The 21,255-nt window shown below is 65.5% G+C and carries 16 protein-coding genes and 1 pseudogene; all 17 read left to right on the forward strand.

Features of this window, described 5'->3' with window-relative positions:
- Positions 1-24 precede the first annotated feature (24 nt).
- Complete coding sequence (locus AC2EBS_RS02655; protein WP_484726826.1) at positions 25-1,485, forward strand: leucyl aminopeptidase; 1,461 nt, start codon at positions 25-27, stop codon at positions 1,483-1,485.
- Positions 1,486-1,514: 29 nt separating this feature from the next.
- Positions 1,515-1,946, forward strand: a complete 432-nt coding sequence (locus AC2EBS_RS02660; RefSeq protein ID WP_484726827.1) for a DNA polymerase III subunit chi — start codon at positions 1,515-1,517, stop codon at positions 1,944-1,946.
- A gap of 59 nt (positions 1,947-2,005) precedes the next feature.
- On the forward strand, positions 2,006-2,422 hold the full coding sequence (locus AC2EBS_RS02665; protein ID WP_484726828.1) for a hypothetical protein: 417 nt from the start codon (positions 2,006-2,008) through the stop codon (positions 2,420-2,422).
- 170 nt (positions 2,423-2,592) lie between these two features.
- Positions 2,593-3,835 (forward strand): annotated as a pseudogene (locus AC2EBS_RS02670) (branched-chain amino acid ABC transporter substrate-binding protein).
- Between the two features lie 520 nt (positions 3,836-4,355).
- Positions 4,356-5,681 (forward strand): TIGR03013 family XrtA/PEP-CTERM system glycosyltransferase, encoded by a 1,326-nt coding sequence (locus AC2EBS_RS02675; RefSeq protein WP_484726829.1) that lies wholly within the window; start codon positions 4,356-4,358, stop codon positions 5,679-5,681.
- Positions 5,682-5,810: 129 nt separating this feature from the next.
- Complete coding sequence (gene prsK, locus AC2EBS_RS02680; RefSeq protein ID WP_484726830.1) at positions 5,811-7,934, forward strand: XrtA/PEP-CTERM system histidine kinase PrsK; 2,124 nt, start codon at positions 5,811-5,813, stop codon at positions 7,932-7,934.
- Positions 7,931-9,298: a PEP-CTERM-box response regulator transcription factor gene (gene prsR, locus AC2EBS_RS02685; protein WP_484726831.1), complete on the forward strand. Its 1,368-nt coding sequence runs from the start codon at positions 7,931-7,933 to the stop codon at positions 9,296-9,298. Before prsK ends, prsR begins: the two co-directional genes overlap by 4 nt.
- Before the next feature lie 25 nt (positions 9,299-9,323).
- The gene (gene prsT / locus AC2EBS_RS02690) at positions 9,324-12,104 is read left to right on the forward strand and encodes an XrtA/PEP-CTERM system TPR-repeat protein PrsT (protein ID WP_484726832.1); all 2,781 of its coding nucleotides are present in this window, start codon (positions 9,324-9,326) and stop codon (positions 12,102-12,104) included.
- A 99-nt stretch (positions 12,105-12,203) separates the two neighbouring features.
- Positions 12,204-13,508, forward strand: coding sequence for a PilZ domain-containing protein (locus AC2EBS_RS02695; RefSeq protein WP_484726833.1), 1,305 nt, complete (start codon positions 12,204-12,206; stop codon positions 13,506-13,508).
- Positions 13,505-14,278: a S1 family peptidase gene (locus AC2EBS_RS02700; RefSeq protein ID WP_484726834.1), complete on the forward strand. Its 774-nt coding sequence runs from the start codon at positions 13,505-13,507 to the stop codon at positions 14,276-14,278. The genes AC2EBS_RS02695 and AC2EBS_RS02700 overlap by 4 nt, the downstream gene beginning before the upstream one ends.
- A gap of 191 nt (positions 14,279-14,469) precedes the next feature.
- Positions 14,470-15,456 (forward strand): BMP family lipoprotein, encoded by a 987-nt coding sequence (locus AC2EBS_RS02705; protein WP_484726835.1) that lies wholly within the window; start codon positions 14,470-14,472, stop codon positions 15,454-15,456.
- A gap of 37 nt (positions 15,457-15,493) precedes the next feature.
- A complete protein-coding gene (locus AC2EBS_RS02710) occupies positions 15,494-17,059 on the forward strand; it encodes an ABC transporter ATP-binding protein (protein WP_484726836.1) in 1,566 nt (521 codons plus the stop codon).
- Positions 17,056-18,180: an ABC transporter permease gene (locus AC2EBS_RS02715; RefSeq protein WP_484726837.1), complete on the forward strand. Its 1,125-nt coding sequence runs from the start codon at positions 17,056-17,058 to the stop codon at positions 18,178-18,180. The genes AC2EBS_RS02710 and AC2EBS_RS02715 overlap by 4 nt, the downstream gene beginning before the upstream one ends.
- Positions 18,173-19,147 (forward strand): ABC transporter permease, encoded by a 975-nt coding sequence (locus tag AC2EBS_RS02720; protein ID WP_484726838.1) that lies wholly within the window; start codon positions 18,173-18,175, stop codon positions 19,145-19,147. Before AC2EBS_RS02715 ends, AC2EBS_RS02720 begins: the two co-directional genes overlap by 8 nt.
- 2 nt (positions 19,148-19,149) lie before the next feature.
- Positions 19,150-19,578, forward strand: coding sequence for a cytidine deaminase (gene cdd / locus AC2EBS_RS02725; RefSeq protein WP_484726839.1), 429 nt, complete (start codon positions 19,150-19,152; stop codon positions 19,576-19,578).
- Positions 19,579-19,618: 40 nt separating this feature from the next.
- The gene (locus AC2EBS_RS02730) at positions 19,619-20,470 is read left to right on the forward strand and encodes a purine-nucleoside phosphorylase (RefSeq protein WP_484726840.1); all 852 of its coding nucleotides are present in this window, start codon (positions 19,619-19,621) and stop codon (positions 20,468-20,470) included.
- Positions 20,467-21,243, forward strand: a complete 777-nt coding sequence (deoC, locus tag AC2EBS_RS02735; RefSeq protein ID WP_484726841.1) for a deoxyribose-phosphate aldolase — start codon at positions 20,467-20,469, stop codon at positions 21,241-21,243. The genes AC2EBS_RS02730 and deoC overlap by 4 nt, the downstream gene beginning before the upstream one ends.
- Positions 21,244-21,255 lie beyond the last annotated feature (12 nt).

Here is a 21,255-nt window from a genome sequence, read left to right on the forward strand (position 1 = left end):
GCCACTTTAATTACCTCCCTCATTATGGACTTTCGTACTCAGACCGCGTCTATCGACGCGTTGGCCGGCGTGAGCGCCGATGCCCTGGTGCTGGTCCTCGCCGGCGATACCCTGCCGGCGGGCCTGGATGCGGCGGTTGCCGCGGCCATCAAGGACGCTATCAAGATCGGCGACTTCGAGCTGAAGGCCGGCAAGACCCTGGTGCTGCAGCGCGTGCCAGGCCTGAAGGCGCCGCGCCTGGTGCTAGCCGCTGCCGGCAAGGCTTCGCTGAAGGCCGGCCGCAATGCGGTGCAGGCGGCGCTGGGTCAGCTGAAGAGCCGCGGTGCGGCGCATGCTGCGGTCTGCTTCGCTGGGTTCGAGACAGTCGGCGAAGGCCTGGTCGAGCAAACTGTGCTGGCGGCGAGCGAAGCTGCCTATGTCTATCGCCACACCAAGCCCAGTGCACCGGCTGCACCGGCCTTGAACAAGCTGACCGTGCTGGCAGGCAAGGACGAGGCCAAGGCGGCGAAGCTCGGTCTGGCGCGTGGCCAGGCTATTGCGGCCGGTGTCGAGCTCGCGCGCGAGGCCGCCAACCGCCCCGGCAACCACGCCACCCCGACCTATCTGGCCGAGCAGGTCAAGGCGCTGGGGCGCAGCCATGGCCTGAAGGTCGAGGTGCTGGACAAGAAGGCGGTCGAGAAGCTGGGCATGGGCTCCTTCCTGGCCGTGGCCCAGGGTTCGGACGAGCCGCTGCGCTTCATCGTTGCCCGTTACGACGGCGCGCCCAAGACTCAGGCGCCGGTGGTGCTGGTCGGCAAGGGCATCACTTTCGACTCGGGCGGCATCTCGCTGAAGCCGGGTGCCGAGATGGACGAGATGAAGTTCGACATGGGCGGCGCAGCCAGCGTGCTGGGCACCTTGCGCGCCGTGGCCGAGCTCAAGCCCAAGGTCAATCTGGTGGGCATCATCGCCGCCTGCGAGAACATGCCCAGCGGCCGTGCGCTCAAGCCCGGCGACGTGGTCAAGTCCATGTCGGGCCAGACCATCGAGATCCTCAATACCGATGCCGAGGGCCGGCTGATCCTTTGCGACGCGCTGACCTATGCCGAGCGCTTCAAGCCTGCCGCGGTGGTGGACATCGCCACGCTGACCGGTGCCTGCGTGATTGCGCTGGGCGGCGTGCGCAGCGGCATGTATGCCAGCGATGACGAGCTGGCGGCTGCGCTGAGTGCTGCTGGTGACGCTGCCCTTGATCCTTGCTGGCGCATGCCGCTGGACGAGGAATACGACGAGGCGCTGAAGAGCAACTTCGCCGACATGGCCAATGTCGGTTCGCGCGCCGGCGGCTCGATCACGGCGGCCAAGTTCCTGCAGCGCTTTGCCGGCAAGTACCGCTGGGGCCATCTGGACATCGCAGGCACGGCTTGGAAGGGTGGCGCGGCCAAGGGAGGTACTGGACGCCCCGTGGGCCTGCTCACCCACTTCGTGCTGAGCCAGGCCAGCTGAGCGACGCGCGTGCGAGCCGTGGGCGGAGCATGAGCGACGTGAGCTTCTACACCGGGGTGGCCGACCGGCTGCCCTTTGTGTGCCGGCTGCTGCGCAAGGCGCAGCAGTCCGGAGCGCAGGTCGCGGTGGTCGGTCCCGAGGCGGCGCTCGATCGGCTCGACCAGGCCTTGTGGACATTCGATCCCACGGAGTTCGTTCCGCATCTGCGTCTGCGTTCGGGCAGCGCAGCGACGCGGCAAAGCGTGCGCACGCCGGTGCTGCTGGTGGACAGCGCTGATCAAGTCGATCATGACCAGGTGCTCTTGAACCTCGGACCGGGGTTGGCGGCGGGCTACGAGCGTTTTGCGCGTGTGCTGGAGGTGGTGTCCACCGACGAGTCACAGGTGCAGGCCGGGCGTGAGCGCTTCAAGGCCTACCGGGCAGCTGGACATGCGGTCACGCATCACGTGCAGGGGGGCTGATGCGCTGCAGCAGCCAGTGCGCGACGGGCGGTCCGGACTTCTGGACGGAGGTCTGAGTCATGCGTGACAACATCCCTGACAAGCGCATCGTTCCGGTGCTGACAGAGGTGATCGACGATGACTGCCTGCCGCAGCACGAGACGAGGGGGCCTGCGCTTGAACCGCACCCGCTCTCAAATGCCGCCGACGAACTGCTGATTGATCTGAGCGACGAGGGCTTGCACCTGCCCACATCGGCCGAGATGCCGCTCGATTCCCCCGATCTTCCTGCGCCGCTGCCGGGCGCGCCGGTCGCGGAGGAAGGGCCGGCGCCCCCCGTGGCTGCAGTACTGGACGATGACTTGCTGAGACAGCTGATCGCTCGCGCGATCGACCGGGCAATTCCGGCGCTGGTCGAACAGCTGCTGCCCGAGTTGCGCCAGCAGCTCCAAGCGTCGCCGCTGGCGCAGCAAAATCAAGATCAGTCGCGCGGCTGAGCTGCCGGCGCGAGCTTCTCTTGTCCCATAGCGGCACGGTGGGTCGGCCTGCGTCGGGCATCGGATCTTCCAGGCTTACCCCGTGGAACTTGAGTGCATTTTTGGGGTAACGTCGGCACGTTTGTTGAACAAACAACAACCCCTTCAATGTCCCGTCTCGGAGGTCATAAATGCAAATGAAGTTGAACGTGTTCGTTGGCGCAGTTGCGCTGGTCATGAGCGGCGCGGCGCTGTCGCAGGAACTGGTCGTGAAGATCGGCCATGTGGGCCCGACGAGCGGCGCTATCGCGCACCTTGGCAAGGACAACGAACTCGGTGCCCGCATGGCCATCGATGAGTTGAACGCCAAGGGGGTGACCATCGGCGGCAAGAAGGCCAAGTTCGAGTTGCTGGCCGAAGACGATGCTGGCGATCCCAAGCAGGGCACTGCCGCTGCACAGAAGCTGGTGGACTCCAAAGTCAATGGCGTGGTCGGTCACCTGAACTCCGGCACGTCCATTCCCGCTTCCAAGGTCTACAGCGACGCCGGCATTCCGCAGATCTCGCCGTCGGCCACCAACCCGAAGTTCACCCGTAATGGCTACAAGACCACCTTCCGCGTGGTTGCCGACGACGTGCATCTGGGTGGCACGCTGGGCCGCNTTGCCGTCGGCCACCAACCCGAAGTTCACCCGTAATGGCTACAAGACCACCTTCCGCGTGGTTGCCGACGACGTGCATCTGGGTGGCACGCTGGGCCGCTATGCAGTCAAGGACCTGAAGGGCAAGAACATCGCCGTCATCGACGACCGCACTGCCTACGGTCAAGGCGTGGCTGATGAGTTCGAGAAGGGTGTCAAGGCTGCTGGCGGCAAGGTGGTTGGCCGCGAATTCACCAACGACAAGGCGACGGATTTCACCGCCATCCTGACCTCCTTGAAGGGCAAGAAGCCTGACGTGGTGTTCTTTGGCGGCATGGACGCCGTCGCAGGACCCATGCTGCGCCAGATGAAGCAGCTGGGCATCACCGCCAAGTTCATGGGTGGCGATGGCATCTGCTCGGGCGAACTGCCCAAGCTGGCCGCTGGCACCATGGCTGACGGTCAGGTGGTCTGCGCCGAGGCTGGTGGCGTCGAGGGTGAATCGAAGAAGTCGATGGATGATTTCAAGGCCAAGTTCAAGGCCAAGAACAACCTGGACGTGCAGATCTACGCGCCATACGTCTATGACGCCGTCAACGTGATGGTGGCTGCCATGGTCAAGGCCGGCTCCGCCGAGCCGGCCAAGTACCTGCCGGTGCTGGCCAAGACCGAAGGCTACAAGGGCGTGACTGGCACGATCGCCTTCGATAGCAAGGGCGACATCAAGAATGGCGCGTTGACGCTGTACACCTACAAGGGCGGCGCCCGCGAGCAGATCGCGGTCGTGCGTTGAGCCTGAGCGACTGATTCCCCGCTCGTTGGGGTGAAGGGCGCCCGCCGCAAGGCGGGCGCCCTTGCTTTTATGTGCTCGGGAGGCCGGCTGATCTGCCAACTCCGTCATGCCCAGCCACTCTGGCTGTCGCCTGCACCGGTGACACCGTCGAACTGCTGTGCATTCCTCACGCCAGGTGTCGACAAGGGTGCGATCTACTGCAGCGCACCACGGGGGGCGGGTGCTGCGCCACTAGAGCATTTTCATGACAGCGGTACGAGTTGGCAGACCTACGGGTTGACCCTCCAAACGGGGGGCTTTCAAGCCCCAGACTGGCGGGCATCATCCTTCACAGCAAGGGATTCGCCCCTGGAGGATCAAGCACTGGCTTGTGCGCCTGCATCTCCCTGGATGACCCCGGTTCTTTCGGGTCAGGAGGGCGTCAAGGTGTGTGCCTGGGCAGTGCAATCGGGGAAAGAGCATGATTCGAGTTTTCAATCACTACCTGCATCGACGGACATTGCTTCAGGTCTTCTTCGACATGGGCCTGATCATCATCGCGCTGTTTGCAGTAGTGCTGAGCCAGGGTGAGCAGGCTGGGCAGGTCATGCCTTTCGCTGCCGCACATGGTCTGTCGCTGGCCGGCTTCATGTTCGTTCTGAATTCCGCGACCGGCTTCTATCAACATGTGCACAACCGTTCGGTGACTGAGTCCTGCGCCCGTGCACTGCTGGCGCTGCTGCTGGCGCTGCCGGTGGCCTATGGGATCTTTGGCTTGCTGCCTGCCGATGCCAGCGAGAGTCGCGAGGTGATGACGCTGGCCGCGATGGCTGCGGTTGCTGCGGTGCTGGTGCATCGTGTCTACGCTGCGCACTCGGTGGCCCAGTTGCGCAACCGCACCAAGATTCTGATCTTCGGTTCTGGCGAAGCCGCTCGCACGGTTGGTGCGACGCTGAAGGCTGCCGACCCGCATGTGCAAATCGTCGGCTACTTTCCCGGGCCGAACGAGAGCGAGTCGCTGGTCAATCCGGCCGAGATCATTTCTTCCGAGGGGAGCCTGACCGAGACCGCACTGAAGCTGGGTGTGGATGAGATCGTCGTGGCCCTGTCTGAGCGACGCGGCGGCAGCATGCCGCTGCGCCAATTGCTCGACTGCAAGATTTATGGCGTGAAGGTCTTCGACATTGCCACGCATTTCGAGAAGACCCTGGCCCAAATCAAGATCAGCCATGTCAATGCTGGCTGGCTGATCTTTGGAGACGGCTTCAACCAGGGCGTGTTGCGTTCGTCGGTGAAGCGCGTCTTCGATGTACTGTTCTCGACGATGATCCTGCTGCTGGCCCTGCCAGTCATGCTGTTGACGGCAATCGCCATCAAGCTCGAGTCGCGCGGTCCTGTCTTCTACCGACAGGAACGGGTCGGCCTCAACGGCAAGGTGTTCGAGGTGATCAAGTTCCGCAGCATGCGGACGGATGCGGAAAAGGATGGACAGCCGCGCTGGGCAACTGTCAACGATGACCGTGTAACCCGCGTGGGGCGTTTCATCCGGCGTGTGCGCATCGATGAGCTGCCGCAGCTGCTCAATGTGCTGCGCGGCGAAATGAGTCTGGTCGGCCCTCGTCCGGAGCGTCAGTTCTTTGTCGACGATCTCACGGCCAAGATCCCCTACTACGCGGTGCGCCACAGTGTGAAGCCGGGCGTGACAGGTTGGGCGCAGGTGCGCTACGAGTACGGCTCCACCGTCGAGGACTCGGTGGAAAAGCTGCAGTACGACCTGTACTACGTCAAGAACCACACGCTGTTTCTTGACCTCCTGATCATGCTGGAGACGGTGGCGGTCGTGCTGACCGGTAAGGGTGCCCGCTGAGGCGTGGAGCATCAGCACACAGGCGTCCTCGCCTCATCGTCCGCGCGGGCTCGGCGTGACGGCCTGCAGCAGGTGCCACCGGGGCGTCTGCGCCTTGGGTGGCCTGTGACCCGCGTGTTTCAATAGGCCATGTTCTTGCACGCCCTGGATCTCAGCCTCTACTCCTACGCTGCGGCGGCTCTGGCGCATGGCGTCTTCCTGGCCGCATTTCTCTGGCGTAACGGATTCTCCGTCGGCAAGGGCGGCAGCGCCGGACGAGCGTTCTTGGCGGCGATGCTGGCTGGTACGGCGTGGTCGCTCGTCGGCCTGGTGGTGCAGTCACTGCCGCGCCTGCCCCTCGCGGAGACCCTGGTCGCCTTGCTCGACCTGCTGCGCTATGGCCTGTTGCTGGCCTTCGTGCTGCTGCTGCTGCGTACCCCAGGACTCTCTGGCTCACAGGAACCGACGCGGCAGCGCCTGATGCTCGTCTCAGGCTTGGCGGTGGCTGCGACCCTTGCTCTGGTTGTGGCCAACGAGCTGATCGGCGGTGTGTCCGGTCTCTGGCTGCGGGCACTGGCCTTCGCGTGGCTCAGTCTCAGCGTCCTTGGCCTTCTGTTGGTCGAGCAATTGCTGCGCAACGTTGACAACGATGCGTTGTGGGGGGCCAAGCCGGTGTGCCTGGGTCTGGGGCTGCTGTTCGTGTTCGACCTGTACGTGTTCTCACAGGCAGCGTTGTTCAGACAGTTCGACGCGGATGCGCTTGGGGTTCGGCCGCTGGTGCACAGCTTCTCGGTGCCGCTGCTGTATCTCGCCAGTCGCAGAAGTGCAGACTGGGTATCCAAGCTGCATGTATCGCGTGCCGTGGTCTTCCATTCGGCAACGATGCTGCTTACCGGGCTCTATCTGCTGCTCGTTTCCGGCGTCGGCTATTACGTGCGCTATACGGGCGGCGACTGGGGCCGCGCGATGCAGATCGCGCTCATCGCGATTGCCTTGCCGAGCCTGCTGCTGGTGCTGCTGTCCGGGTCGATGCGGGCCAAGCTGCGTGTCTACATCAACAAGCACTTCTTCAGCTATCGCTACGACTATCGTGAGGAGTGGCTGCGCTTCACCGCCATGCTGTCGTCGCAGATCTCTCCGCAGGAGCTCGGCATTTCCGTGATTCGCGGTCTTGCCAACCTGGTCGAAAGTCCTGCGGGATGCCTGTGGCTGCGGCGCAATGCAGGCAGTGAATACATCGAATCGGCGCGCTGGAATCTGATCGAGTCCAAGCAGGCCGAGGCAGCCGACGCAGGCTTCGTGCGCTACTTGCTCGATACCGGCTGGATCGTCGACCTCGACGAGTTCCGTCGCTACCCGGGCCGTTACGCCGGTCTGGAACTGCCGCACTGGATGGCGCGCGACGATCGCTACTGGTTGCTCGTTCCCTTGTCGGTATCCGGCGCGCTGATCGGCTTCGTGCTTCTGGGGCGACCGCGTACTGCGCTGGACGTCAACTGGGAGGTGCGCGATCTGCTGCGCACAGCCAGCTCGCAGGCGGCAAGCTACTTGGCGCAAATGCAGGCCACTGAGGCACTGCTCGAGGCGCGCAAGTTTGATGCGTTCAACAAGATGTCGGCCTTTGTCGTTCATGACCTGAAAAACATCGTCACCCAGCTCTCGCTGATGATGAAGAACGCCCGACGCCTGCGTGACAACCCGGAGTTCCAGGAAGACATGCTCGCGACGGTCGAAAACTCGCTGGAGAAGATGCGTCAGCTGATGCTGCAGTTGCGTGAAGGCGGTACGCCTCACGGCGTGCCCCAGGGCGTGGAACTGGTGCCCATCGCCAAACGACTGCAGGCCTCTGCGCAAGGCAAGGGCCGCGGGCTCGAGTTGGACCTGCGTGCAGCAGTCGCAACCCGTGGTCATCAGGAGCGCATTGAGCGCGTGATCGGGCATGTGGTGCAGAACGCCTTTGATGCCACCCCTGAAGATGGGCGGGTCTGGCTGCGTCTGGATCGCGAGGGCAGCAATGCGCTCGTCGAAGTCGGCGATACTGGTTGCGGCATGAGCGAGGAGTTCATCCGCACGCGGCTGTTCAAGCCCTTCCAGACCACCAAGTCGAGCGGCATGGGCATCGGTGCGTTCGAGAGTTTCCAGTATCTGCAGGAGTTAGGGGGGAAGATCAAAGTGAAGAGCGAAGTCGGCCGCGGCACGACAGTGACGATAGAGCTGCCCCTGTTCCACGCCTCCGTTGCATCTGACCTCGACATGCTGAGCACTGCCAAATGAGCGCCAATCGCGTACAGCCCCTGCTGATCGTCGAAGACGACTTGGCTCTGCAGAAACAGCTGAAGTGGTCGCTCGATGGCTTCGAGTCGGTGCTGGCCGACGACGTCGCATCTGCCTTGCTGCAGTTCCGCCGCCATCAGCCCGCTGTGGTGACCATGGATCTGGGCCTGCCACCGGATCAGGATTCGGTCTCGGAGGGTTTCAAGCTGCTCGAGAAGCTGATCGAACTCGACCCGGCTGTGAAGGTCATCGTGCTGACTGGGCAGAACGACCAGAGCAATGCCCTGCGCGCGATTCGGCTGGGGGCCTATGACTTCCTGGCCAAGCCGGTCGATCCCGATGTGCTGCAGCTCACCGTCGAGCGTGCTTTCCGCCTGTATGAGCTGCAGCTCGAGAACCGACGGCTGCAGGCACAGCAGAGTTCGGACACGGTGGGCGGCATCATCACGCGCGACGAGCGCATGCTCAAGCTTTGCCGCACCATCGAGAAGGTCGCCCCTAGCAACGCAACCGTGCTTTTGCTCGGCGAGAGCGGCACCGGCAAAGAGCTGCTCGCCCAGGGGCTGCATGACGCGTCCAAGCGCAAGGGGCGTTTCATCGCCATCAACTGCGCAGCCATACCGGACAACCTGTTGGAGAGCGAGCTCTTCGGCTATGAGAGGGGTGCCTTCACTGGTGCCAACAAGACGACCATCGGCAAGATCGAAACGGCCAATGGCGGCACGCTGATGCTCGACGAGATCGGAGACCTCCCGTTGCCGCTGCAGGCCAAGCTCCTGCGCTTTCTGCAGGAGCGCTCCATCGAGCGTCTGGGCGGGCGGCAGGAGATTCCTGTCGATGTCCGCATCGTCGGCGCCACGCACCAGGATCTGCGACGGCTGATCAGCGAAGGCGCGTTTCGCGAGGATCTCTACTACCGTCTCGCGGAGATCGTCGTCGACATTCCGCCGCTGCGCGAGCGGCAGGGGGATGCCGTGCTGTTGGCGCACTCATTTCTCAAGCGATTTGCAGCGGAACAGCGTAGACCGGCCTTGACCCTGAGTGAGGACGCGGCACGCGCGATCGAGGCTCATCAGTGGCCGGGCAATGTGCGCGAGCTCCAGAACCTGATGAAGCGTGCCTCGATCATGGCGGACGGCGACCGTGTCAGTGCGGAAGACCTGGGTCTGGCCGTGCCTGATCTTGCGCCGGAGGATGCGGAGCTCGCGTCACTGGACTTGCGCACCGTGCGCGAGCGGGCCGAGCGTCAGGCGGTTGTGGCCGCGCTGGCACGCTCCGCTGGCAGCATCGTGCGGGCCGCGGAGATCCTGGGTATCAGCCGCCCGACGCTGTATGACCTGATGAACAAGTTGCAGATCAAGTAGCCCACGGAACATGAGGGAGAAGAACATGATGAGCCAGGTATCGAGCCGCTTCGCGCGTGCTGCGCTGAGTGTGTCGGCTGCCGTCGCGCTGGCAGGCTGTTTCGGCGAGTCGTCGGAGCAGCTCATCGCATCTGCTCGATCGCACATCGAGAAGCAGGACACGAAGGCGGCGATCATCCAGCTGAAGAATGCGCTGCAGAAGGACGCCAAGTCTGCAGAAGCGCGTTACCTGCTCGGCAAGCTGCTGCTGCAGGGCGGTGATGTCGCCGGGGCGAAGATCGAGCTCGACAAGGCAGCGGAACTGGGCTTTGACAAGCAGCTGCTCGCGCCAGAGCAGGCGCGCGTGCTGCTGTTGCAGGGCCAGGCTGCGAAGGTGATCGAGCAGTTCGGTCAGATGCAGTTGGCGGACGCGAAGAAGGATGCCGAGCTCAAGCTCACAGTTGCCAGCGCGTTTGCCTCCAGCGGCAATCTGACGCAGGCGCGCGAACTGGTCGGCCGCGTCATCAGCGCCAGCCCGGATCTGGCCGATGCGCAACTGCTCAATGTGCGTCTGCTGATTGGCGCAGGCCAGCGGGACGAAGCGGGTGCGGCCATCGATCAGCTGTTGGTGAAGCAACCGGATCTGGTCGCTGCCTGGTTGGCCAAGGGCGATGTTCAGCTCTTGCAGGGCAAGGGCGTTGACGCAGCTTCGGCAAGCTATCAAGAGGCCCTCAAGCGCGATGCGAAGAACCTGCCGGCTCTGGGGGCCCTGTTCCGCTTCGCGATGGCCAAGCCCGATCTGGACGAGGCAACTGCGCTGCTCAAACGCATGCAGGCTGTCTCGGAGAACCTGCCGCAGGTGCGCTATTTCGCAGCGAGGCTGGCACTGGCGCGCAAAGACCTTCCGGCTGCGCGCGAGCAGGTCCAGGCCCTGCTGAAACTGGCGCCGAAGTCGCCGCAGGCACTGCATCTCGCCGGTGTGGTTTCGGCACAGCTTGGCGAGCATGCCAAGGCCGAGACCTATCTCAAGCAGGCTCTGCAGTTGCAGCCCAGCTTCATCGATGCGCGCGTTGCGCTGGCGCGCGCCTACGTGCAGAGCGGCGACGCGAAGAAGGCGCTTGCCACAGTGGGCGACCTGCTCGACGCCAAGCCACCCGTGCCGCAGGCGGTGGCCATCGCTGCCGAGGCTCACCTGCTGGAGGGCGACGCCAAGAAGGCCGAGCAGTTGCTGGCGCTGGCCGCGAAGCTCAACCCCAAGGACATGCGCAGCCGAACCGCGCTGGCCTTGACCCATCTGCAGCAGGGCAACGACCAGCTGGGCTTCGAGGAACTGCGCGAACTGTCGAGCCGCGAGGCGACGATCCTGCCTGATATGGCGCTGATCAGCGCGCTGGAGCGCCGCAAGGATTTCGTCGGCGCCCTGAAGGCCATCGACAGCCTCGAACGAAAGACACCCGAGCAGCCCATCGCGCAAGGACTGCGCGGACGCATCGAACTGCTGCGCGGCGACAGGGAAAAGGCGCGGCAGCATTTCGAGGCAGCGCTGAAGCTTGCTCCCGGCTATCTGCCGGCACTGACCGCGCTGGCTGGGCTCGATACCGCCGACAAGCGACCGCAGGAAGCCATCAAGCGCTTCGAGACCGCGCTGCAGAAGGAGCCGCGCAACGTTGCGGTGCACATGGCGCTGGTGAACCTCAAGCAGCAATCCGGCGCCTCGAAGGACGAGCTGCTGGGCTTGGTCAAGGCTGCCGTCAAGCAGAACCCAGAGGCAGTGCCGCCGCGACTCGCTCTGGTCGCAATCCACCTGGACGCCAAGGATGCCAAGAGCGCGTTGTCCGCGGCCCAGGAGGGCGCGGCCGCCATTCCCGACAATGTGGAAATGCTGCTTGCCCTGGCTCAGGCACAGCAGGCATCAGGCGACGCCAATCAGGCGATGACGACGGCTGGCAAGGCAGCGGCGCTTCAGCCGGAGTCGCCCGTGCCGCTGTTGCGCATGGCTGAACTGCAGATGGCGCAGAAGGACGCGAATGCTGCGCTGCAGACGCTGAAAAAGGCTCTGGCATTGAAGCCGGAGAATGCGCAGGTGCAGGGGGCTCTGGTGGCAGTGGCCAGACAGGCTGGGCGTGCGGACGAGGCCCGCAGTGTGCTCGCCGGCCTTCACAAGCAGCTCCCGCGCAATGCCGGCCTCTATGCGCTGGAGGGTGATCTGGAAATGGCTGAGCAGCGTTTCGCCGCGGCGGCCAAGGCCTATCGCAGCGCACTCGATCTGCAGGATGATGCGACGCATGCAATCAAATGGCTGACGGCGCTGCGCCGTGACGGTCGTGGCGACGAGGCGCGTCGACAGGAGGCTCTGTGGGCGGCACGCAACCCCAAGGACGCAGCCTTTGCCTTCTATCAGGGGGACCAGGCACTCGCGTCGAATGACCTGAACCAGGCCTTGGCTCGTTACAAGCAAGTGCTGGAACTGCGTCCGGACAACGCGGTGGCGGCGAACAATGTCGCCTGGATCCTCAACAAGACGGGTAAGCCGGGCGCGATGGACTATGCGCGCAAGGCGAACGCGCAGAGGCCCGATTTCGCGCCCTTCCTGGACACCTTGGCCGAGGTCCTCGCGCGCGAGGGCAAGCTGGAGGAGGCGCTGCAGACTCAGCAGAAGGCGGTCAGCCTGGAGCCTGGTTTCCATCCGCACCGCCTCCATCTGGCTGATCTGCTGCTTCGCGCCGGCAAGAAAGCGGAGGCTGCCGAGCAGCTCAAGCAATTGGCTGCGCTCGGTGACAAGTTCCCGCTCCAGGACGAGGTCAAGCGGCTGCAGGCCAAGCTTTGATGCTGTGACTTGTGGTCGCCGGATGGCTCTGCTAGCCTTGGTCGGTCTGGTTCGCATGGCGAGCGAATCGCGTTGCGGCGGTCTTTGCGTAGGCGAGGTATGACGCACATCCGGCGTTCGAGTTTCAAGAAGAAGTTCCACCTCTGGCTGCGCGGGCTGTTCGCTCACCTGCCTCGTTCGGTACGGTTCGCGCTCTACCGCGCTCTGGTCGACTGCGACCCCGAGCCCGATGCGAGGCTGCTGCTGAAGATCGCCGAAACCCAGGAAGAGTTGGAGGAGTGCTTTCGCATCCTTCACGATGCTTACGTCGCCAGCGGCTTCATGAAGCCGCACCCGGCGGGGCTGCGTGTCACCGAATACCACGCACTGCCGACGACGACGACCCTTTGCGCCAAGTACGACGGACGCGTGGTCGGCACGATTTCGATGATTCGTGAAGGCGTGTTCGGCTTCCCGCTGCAGGCGGTGTTCGATCTCGAACATGTGCGCGCCAAGGGCGGCAACATCGCAGAGATCTCCGCGCTGGCCGTTCATCCCGACTTCCGCAAGACCGGTGGTGCGATCCTGTTCCCGCTGATGAAGTTCATGCACGAGTACTGCACCGAGTACTTCGATACGCGCCACCTCGTCATCGCCGTGAATCCAGACCGCATCGAGATGTACGAGGCTCTGCTGTTCTTCGAGCGCCTGCAGGAGAAGACTGTCGACAACTACGACTTCGCCAACGGCGCGCCTGCCGTGGGTGCGACGTTGGACCTGAAGACGGCGTCGGACGTATTTCGTCAGGGCTACCGGGGCAAGCCGGCACGCAAGAACCTGCACAAGTACTTTTTCCAGACGCGGCTGGAGAACATCAAGGTTCCCAAGCGGCGCTACTTCACGACGAACGACGCCGTCATGACGCCGGCACTGCTCGACCACTTCTTCAATCAGCGCACCCAGGGCTTCGCCTTGCTGGATGATCGCAAGAAGGCACTGCTCTGGTCCATCTACAGCATGCCGGAATACCGACGCATTCTGCCCATGCTCAGTGGTAGCGGGGCTGATTCCGGCGTCGGCTCACATCCTCTGCGCCAGCATCAGCGCCATTCGATACGCTGCCCTGGTCGCATCACGCTGACGACCGACGATGGCGAGCGCAGCTTCGCGCTCCAGGTGATCGAGATCTCGCTCTCCGGCTTTCAGGCCGAGTGCTCGCAGGACCTGCCGATTGGCGCCAGCGGCGATGCCTTGATCGAGCTTGGCAGCCGGGAGTCCGCCCGTGTGCATGCGAAGGTCGTGCGCCATAAGCAGATCGACGGCAGTTTGTTCGCAGGTTTCCGGCTTGACGAGCCCGATCGTGTCTGGCGGCAATGCGTGGCTGCGCTGGAAACGGGGCTGACGGCTTCGGAGCTCAACCAGTGAGCTTGGCTCGCCGCGACTGGCTGGCGGCGGCTGCGCTAGGGCTGTTGCTAGCCCCTGGCAAAGGTGTGGCCGCCGACTATCGCCGGTTGATCGAGCGGAGCCGCCCCTCGGTGCTGCTCGTCGGTACCTATGCCGAGACCGATAGCCCGCGCTTCGGCTTCAGTGGCACCGGTTTCGTTGTCCGTGACGGCAATCTGGCGGTCACCAATGCGCATGTCCTGCCTCCGCCATCGCGTATCGACGGCGTCGACCGCAAGCTGGTCGTCCAGGTGCCTGGCGCGCGCGGCCAATGGAGCATGCGCAGCTGCACGGTCCTCACGCTCGATCGGCCACACGATCTCGCGCTGTTGCGCTTCGACGGACCGGCAGCGCCGGCGCTGCAGCTGGCGCCGCCCGAACTGGTGCGTGAAGGGCTTGAGGTTGCCTTGATCGGCTTCCCGCTCGGCAACGCGCTGGGCTTCGCACCGGTGACGCACCGGGCGATGATCTCGTCCATCGTGCCGATTGCACAGCCGCAGGCGGGGGCGCAGGGACTCAACGAGAGTGCGGTCCGCCGCTTGCGCGAGGGACCGTTCGAGGTGCTGCAACTCGACGGCACCGCCTATCCGGGCAATAGCGGCGGGCCGGTGCTCGATGCCGAGTCCGGCTTGGTGGTCGGCGTGGTCAATATGGTGCTGGTCAAGGGCAGCAAGGAGTCGGCACTCAGCCACCCCAGCGGCATCAGCTATGCGATCCCCAGCCGCCTGCTGGCCCGATTGCTGCCACCCTGAGCGGGCCGAAGCGGTGCGTGCCGATGCATTGGCATGCTTGGCAAAGGGGAGTGCGCAAACGTTTAGCGTTTTCCATCTCCTGCCGATACACTGCGCGTTTCTACAATCGCGGCGCAGCGCCTGTGGCCGTCTTCGTGCCGGATACCGCCGCTAACTGCCCAGTAGACCAATTCCAACCCAGTGTCCACGCCATGAAGCTCGTCCAACCCTTCGCCCGCGCCATTGTCGGCCTCGTCGTCTCGCTGGGCGCGACGTTCGCGCAGGCGCAACAGCCTGCGATCATCTTCGACATGGGCGGCAAGTTCGACAAGTCCTTCAACGAGTCGGCCTACCGCGGCATCGAGCGCTGGAAGCAGGAAACCGGCGGCAAGTACCTCGAGTTCGAGATCAGCAACGAGACTCAGCGGGTGCAGGCCATCCGCCGCATGGCCGAGCGCGGTGCCAATCCGATCATCTCCATCGGCTTTGCCCAGGGCTCTGCGCTGGAGCAAGTGGCCAAGGAGTTTCCCAAGTCCAGGTTCGCCATCATCGACACTGTCGTGAAGCAGCCCAATGTGGCCTCGGTGGTGTTCAAGGAGCATGAGGGCAGTTTCCTTATCGGGGCGCTGGCCGCGATGGCCAGCAAGTCCGGCAAGGTCGGTTTCGTCGGCGGTATGGACATCCCGCTGATCCGCAAATTCCAGTGCGGCTACGAGCAGGGGGCCAAGGCGCAGAACGCGAAGATCGAGGTGCTGGCGAACATGACCGGGACCACGGCCACCGCCTGGAACGACCCGACGCGCGGTGGCGAACTGGCCAAGGCCCAGTTCGCCAAGGGTGTCGACGTGGTCTTCGCTGCGGCTGGCGGCACCGGCACCGGCGTTTATCAGGCCGCCAAGGACGCCGGCAAGCTGGCCATCGGCGTGGACAGCAACCAGAACCATCTGCAGCCGGGCACCATGCTCAGCTCGATGGTCAAGCGTGTCGATGTCGCCGTGTACAACGTGCTCAAGTCCTACAAGCCTGGTCTGTCGGTGCTGGGCTTGAAGGAAGACGGCGTGGATGTGGCGATGGATCAGCACAACGCCAAGCTGATCACTCCACAGATGAAGACACGTCTGGATGCCCTGAAGGCCGACATCGTGGCCGGCAAGATCCGCGTCGCCGACTACATGGCCGACAACGCCTGCAAGTACTGATCGGCCATCGGTCAGCGGTCATCGAGAAAGTGTGGGCATGACAGTCACGCCCGCCGTGCGTCTGCACGGCATCAGCAAGCGCTTCGGTGCGGTGCAGGCCAATCGCGAGGTGAGCTTCGACATCGCGGCCGGCTCGGTGCATGGTCTGGTCGGCGAAAACGGTGCCGGCAAGAGCACCTTGATGGCCATCCTCTATGGCTACTACCAGGCTGACGCCGGCACGATCGAGATTGATGGCCGCCCGGCCCGCATCACTGATTCGCACCAGGCCATCGCGCTGGGTATAGGCATGGTCCATCAGCACTTCATGCTGGTGGACACGCTCAGCGCGCTGGACAACGTGATGCTTGGCGCCGAGCCGGGTTTCATGCTCACGCGGGCCAAGCGCCGCGTGCGCGAGCAACTCGAGGCGCTGATGGCCGAGACCGGCCTGCATGTGCGGCTCGATGCGTTGGTGGCCGACTTGCCGGTGGGCGAGTTGCAGCGCCTGGAGATCCTCAAGGCGCTGTTCCGCGGAGCCCGCGTGCTGATCCTCGACGAGCCGACCGCTGTGCTGACGCCGCAGGAGACGCAGCAACTCTTCGAAACGCTGCGCAAGCTGAAGGCCCGCGGCACGACCCTCATCCTGATCACGCACAAGCTCAAGGAAGTGATGGCGCTGTGCGACCGCGTCACGGTGATGCGCGCCGGCCAGGTGGTGCATGGCTGTGAGATTGCCGAGACCAGCGAGGAAGGGCTGGCCGAAGCGATGGTCGGCCGCAAGGTCAACCTCGGCCGGATCGCAGGTGCTGCAGCCGCGGCGGCAGAGCAGCCGCCGCGCCTGCTGGCCCGCGGTCTGCGTTGGCGCGACGCGCAAGGCGTGACCCGTCTGGCCGATGTGGACCTGAAGCTGAGCGCCGGCGAGATCGTCGGCGTGGCCGGTGTCTCCGGCAATGGCCAGAGCGAACTGCTCGACGTGCTGTCGGGCATGACCGCTCCGGAGGCCGGCACGCTGGAGCTGGGCGGGGCCCGCTTCACCGCCGGACGATGGCTGGACCCGCGCCGCGCGCGCGAGCTGAAGCTGGCCCATGTGCCTGAGGACAGGCAGGCCTGCGGCCTGGTGATGGGCTTTCCCGCGTGGGAGAGCGCCGCGCTGGGCTACCAGGATCAGGCGCAGTACCGTGCCGCGCCGCTGGGCCTGGGGATGCGACAGGCCTGGCTGCGCGATCAGACCGCGCAGATGATGGAACGCTTCGACGTGCGGCCGCGCAATGCGCTGCTGGGCTCGTCCAAGTTCTCCGGCGGCAATCAGCAGAAGCTGATCCTGGCGCGCGAGATCGCGCAGGCGCCGGCAGTGCTGCTGGTCGGCCAGCCGACACGCGGCGTGGACATTGGCGCGATCGAATTCATCCATGGTCAGCTGCGCGCACTGCGCGACGCCGGCTGCGCGGTGCTGCTGGTCAGCAGCGAGCTCGACGAGATCCTCGCCCTGGCCGACCGGGTGCTGGTGATGAACGGAGGCCGTATCACCGGCGAGCTGGGCATCGCCGAATGCGACGAGAAGCGCCTGGGCCTGCTGATGGCCGCCCAGGCCAAAGACGATTCGAGGAGCGTGCGCCCATGAGCCAGCCCTATCAGCTGCCGCGCTGGGTCGAGCTCGGCGTATTGCCGCTGTGGAACCTGTTCATTGCGCTGGCCGTGGCCGGCGCGGTGGTCGCGCTGATCGGGCAGAGCCCGCTGCAGGCGCTGGATGTGCTGGTGCAGGGTGCGCTGGGTAGCGCACGCGGCATCGGCTACACGCTCTATTACGCAACCAGCTTCATCTTCACCGGCCTGGCCGTGGCCGTCGCCTTCCATGGCGGCCTGTTCAATATCGGCGGAGAAGGGCAGGCCACGGTCGGCGGCATCGGCGTCGGCCTGGTGGCCCTGGCGCTGGGCGCCAGCGTGCCGGCGCCACTGCTGTTGCCGCTGCTGGTGCTGTCGGCGGCGTTCGCGGGCATGGCCTGGGCGCTGATCCCGGCCTATCTGCAGGCCTGGCGTGGCAGTCACATCGTCATCACGACGATCATGTTCAACTTCCTCGCCGCGAGCCTGAACGTCTACCTGCTCGTCAACGTGCTGCGCCCCAAGGGCAGCATGGCGGTGGAGAGCGAGGCTTTTGCCGATGCGGCACGCATGCCCAGTGCGCAGTCGCTGGCCGCGGCACTGGGCTGGGAACTGCCGTCCTCGCCGCTGAACCTGAGCTTGCTGCTGGCCCTGCTGGCCTGTGTCTTCGTCTGGTGGTTCCTGTGGAGGAGTCGCGCCGGCTATGCGCTGCGCGCCGTCGGCAGCGCGCCACGCGCGGCCCACTATGCCGGCATCCGCCCGCGCCTGCAGGTGCTGGTGGCGATGGGCCTGTCCGGTGCGCTGGCCGGCCTGGTGGCGGTCAACGAGATCTCCGGCGTGCAGGGCAAGCTGACGCTGGACTTCGTCGCCGGCGCCGGCTTCACCGGCATCGCGGTGGCGCTGATGGGGCGCAACCACCCGGTGGGCATCGTGCTGGCCTCGCTGCTCTTCGGCGTGCTCTACCAGGGCGGCGTCGAGGTGTCCTTCGAAATTCCCGGCTTCAGCCGCGAGATGGTGGTCACCGTGCAAGGTCTGATCGTGCTCTTCGCCGGTGCGATGGCCATGGTCAGCGCGCCGCTGTTCGCGCGCCTGCACCGGTTGCTGTCATCGGCGCGCAAGGAGGAGGCCTTCCATGGATGAGGTCCTGTTCGGCTCGCTGCTCGCCTCCACGCTGCGTGTCACCACGCCGCTGCTGCTGTGCGCGCTGGCCGGCCTGCTGTGTGAACGCTCGGGCGTGATCGACATCGGCCTGGAGGGCAAGATGCTGGCCGCCGCCTTTGCCGCCGCAGCGGCCACCGTGGGCAGCGGCTCGGTGCTGGTGGGCCTGACCACAGCCTTGTTGGTGGCTTGCGCACTGTCGGCGCTGCATGGCTTTGCCTGCGTCACGCATCGCGGCGATCAGGTCGTCACCGGCGTGGCGCTGAACATGGTGGCGGCTGGCCTGACCGTGGTGCTGGGCATCGCCTGGTTCGCGCAAGGCGGCCAGACTCCGCCCATCGCACCCGAGCAGCGCCTGACGGCGCTGAGCGGCAGCTTTGCGGAACCGCTGGCCGGCAACTGGTTGGCTTCGGTGCTGGGCCATGGCCTGCTCAGCCACAACACCTTGGTCTACCTGGCCTTCGCCTCGGTGCTCGTGGTCTGGTTCTTCCTGGAGCGCACGCGCCCGGGCCTGCGGCTGCGCGCGGTGGGCGAGAACCCGGCGATGGTCGATGCCGCCGGCGTTTCGGTGCCGCGCCTGCGCTACATGGCGCTGATGATGAACGGCGTGCTCTGCGGCCTGGCCGGCGCCTACCTGACGCTGGCGCAGAATGCGGCCTTCTCGCCGAACATGACGGCAGGCCGCGGCTTCATCGCGCTGGCCGCGATGATCTTCGGCAAGTGGAAGCCGGTGCCAACGATGCTGGCCTGCCTGCTGTTCGGCTTTCTCGACGCGGTGGCGATCCGGCTGCAGGGCGTTGCGCTCCCGGCCTCATTGGGTGGGGGCGAAGTGCCGGTGCAGCTGATCCAGGCGCTGCCCTATCTGCTCACCGTCGTGCTGCTCGCCGGCTTCATCGGCCAGGCGCTGGCGCCCAAGGCGCTGGGCCGCCCTTACGTCAAGGAACGCTGATCATGCTTTGGCAAGACTTGACCCCGGCGCTACGCCAGCAGTTGGTCGACGCCTCGCTCTCGGCGCGAGCCCAGTCCTATTCCCCTTATTCAGGCTATGCCGTCGGCGCGGCCATCCTCGACGAGCAGGGCCGCATCCATGCCGGCGCGAACATGGAGAACGCCGCCTACCCGCAGGGCTGGTGTGCCGAAACGACCGCGCTGGCGATGATGCGCATGGCCGGCGGCCGGCAGGCGCGCGTCGTCGTGGTCAGCGGCCCCGGCCCCGACGTGATCACCCCCTGCGGCGGCTGCCGCCAAAAGCTGCGCGAATTCGCCGCCGGCGATCTGCTCATCATCGCTGCCGATCCGGGCGGCATCCGCCAGCACTGGACGCTGGACGAATTGCTGCCTTTCAGTTTCGGCCCCGGCCATCTCAAGCCCCAGGCCTGATCGGCGTAGGCTTCTCCCATTGCATTTCGATTGCCAGACCATGATTGACAACAAGACTCTCGAGCCGCTGATCCAGACCTCGGTGGCCACGCTGCGCGAGCGCTTCGGCGACGCGCCCGAAGTGGCGGTGGTGCTGGGCTCCGGCTGGGCCGGCGCGGTGGCCAAGGTCGAGGACGCGCAGCCGCTGGCCTACAGTGCGCTGCCGGCCTTCCCGCAGCCCAAGGTCGAAGGCCATGTCGGCGAGATCGTCGTCGGCCGCATCGGCAGCCAGCGTGTGGCCATGCTGCGCGGCCGCGCCCACACCTACGAGAGCGGTGACTGCACTGGCATGGCCGGCGCGCTGCGCAGCCTGGCGCGCTGGGGCTGCAAGGTGCTGGTGCAGACCAATGCCTCGGGCTCGCTGCGCAGCCAGATGCCGCCGGGCAGCCTGATGCTGATCGCCGATCACATCAACGCGCCGCAGCGATCGCCGCTGGTCGGCGAGCAGGGCAGTGAGCGCTTCGTCGACATGAGCGCCGCCTACGATGCGGAGCTGCGCAGCCACGCCAAGTCCATGGCGATGAGCCAGGGGCTCAAGCTGGGCGAGGGCACCTATGTGTGGGCGCTGGGACCGCAGTTCGAGACGCCCGCCGAGATCCGCATGTTCGCTGCCTGGGGCGCCGACGCCGTGGGCATGAGCACCGTGCCCGAGACCATCCTGGCGCGCCATGCCGGCTTGCGCGTGATGGGCCTGGCGCTGATGACGAACATGGCCGCAGGCCTCTCGGACGAGGCGCTGACCCATGCGCTGACGCTGCAGCAGGCCGCCGCCTCGGGCGAGCGCGCCGCGCAGTTCCTCGCCGACGTGATCGCTGGCATGGCGGAGCTGCCGTCGCTGAAGGGCAGCGCATGAACGCGACGAGCAGCCTGAGCCTGAAGGAGGCGGCGCAGCTGGCGCTGCAATGCCTGGACCTGACCAGCCTGAACGACGCCGATACCGCGGCCGACATCGAGGCGCTGTGCCGCCGCGCGCAAGGCCCGCACGGGGCGGTGGCGGCGGTCTGCGTGTGGCCGCGCTTTGCCGCGCAGGCGCGTGCGGCACTGCCGGCGGCGATCAAGGTTGCTGCGGTGGCCAATTTCCCTGACGGCTCGCTGGACCTGCCGCGCACGCTGGCCGAGGTGGCCGAGATCGCTGCGGCGGGTGCCGACGAGATCGACGTGGTGCTGCCCTACCGCGCGCTGATCGCGGGGCAGGCCAGCGAGGTGGCCGAGTTCCTCGCCGAGGTGCGCCATGCCAGCCGGCCGCTGACTTTGAAAGTCATCATCGAGAGCGGCGAGCTGAGGACGCCCGGGCTGATTGCCGAGGCCACGCGCATCGCGCTGATGGCCGGCGCCGACTTCATCAAGACCAGCACCGGCAAGACGCCGGTGTCCGCCACACCCGAAGCGGCGCGCGTGATGCTGGCCGAGATCGCCGCCAGCGGCATGAGCGCCGCGGGCTTCAAGGCCTCCGGCGGCATCCGCAGCGTGGCCGATGCACAGGGTTATCTGCAGCTGGCCGCCGAAGCGCTGGGTCGCGACGCGCTGAACCCGCGCCGCTTCCGCTTCGGCGCCAGCGGCCTGCTGGCGGCGATCGAGGCCGAGCTTGGTGGTGCGGCGGCGCCGGCTGCCGGCCAGGGCTACTGAGGCAAGACATCG

It is taken from the genome of Roseateles sp. T103, assembly GCF_057219915.1.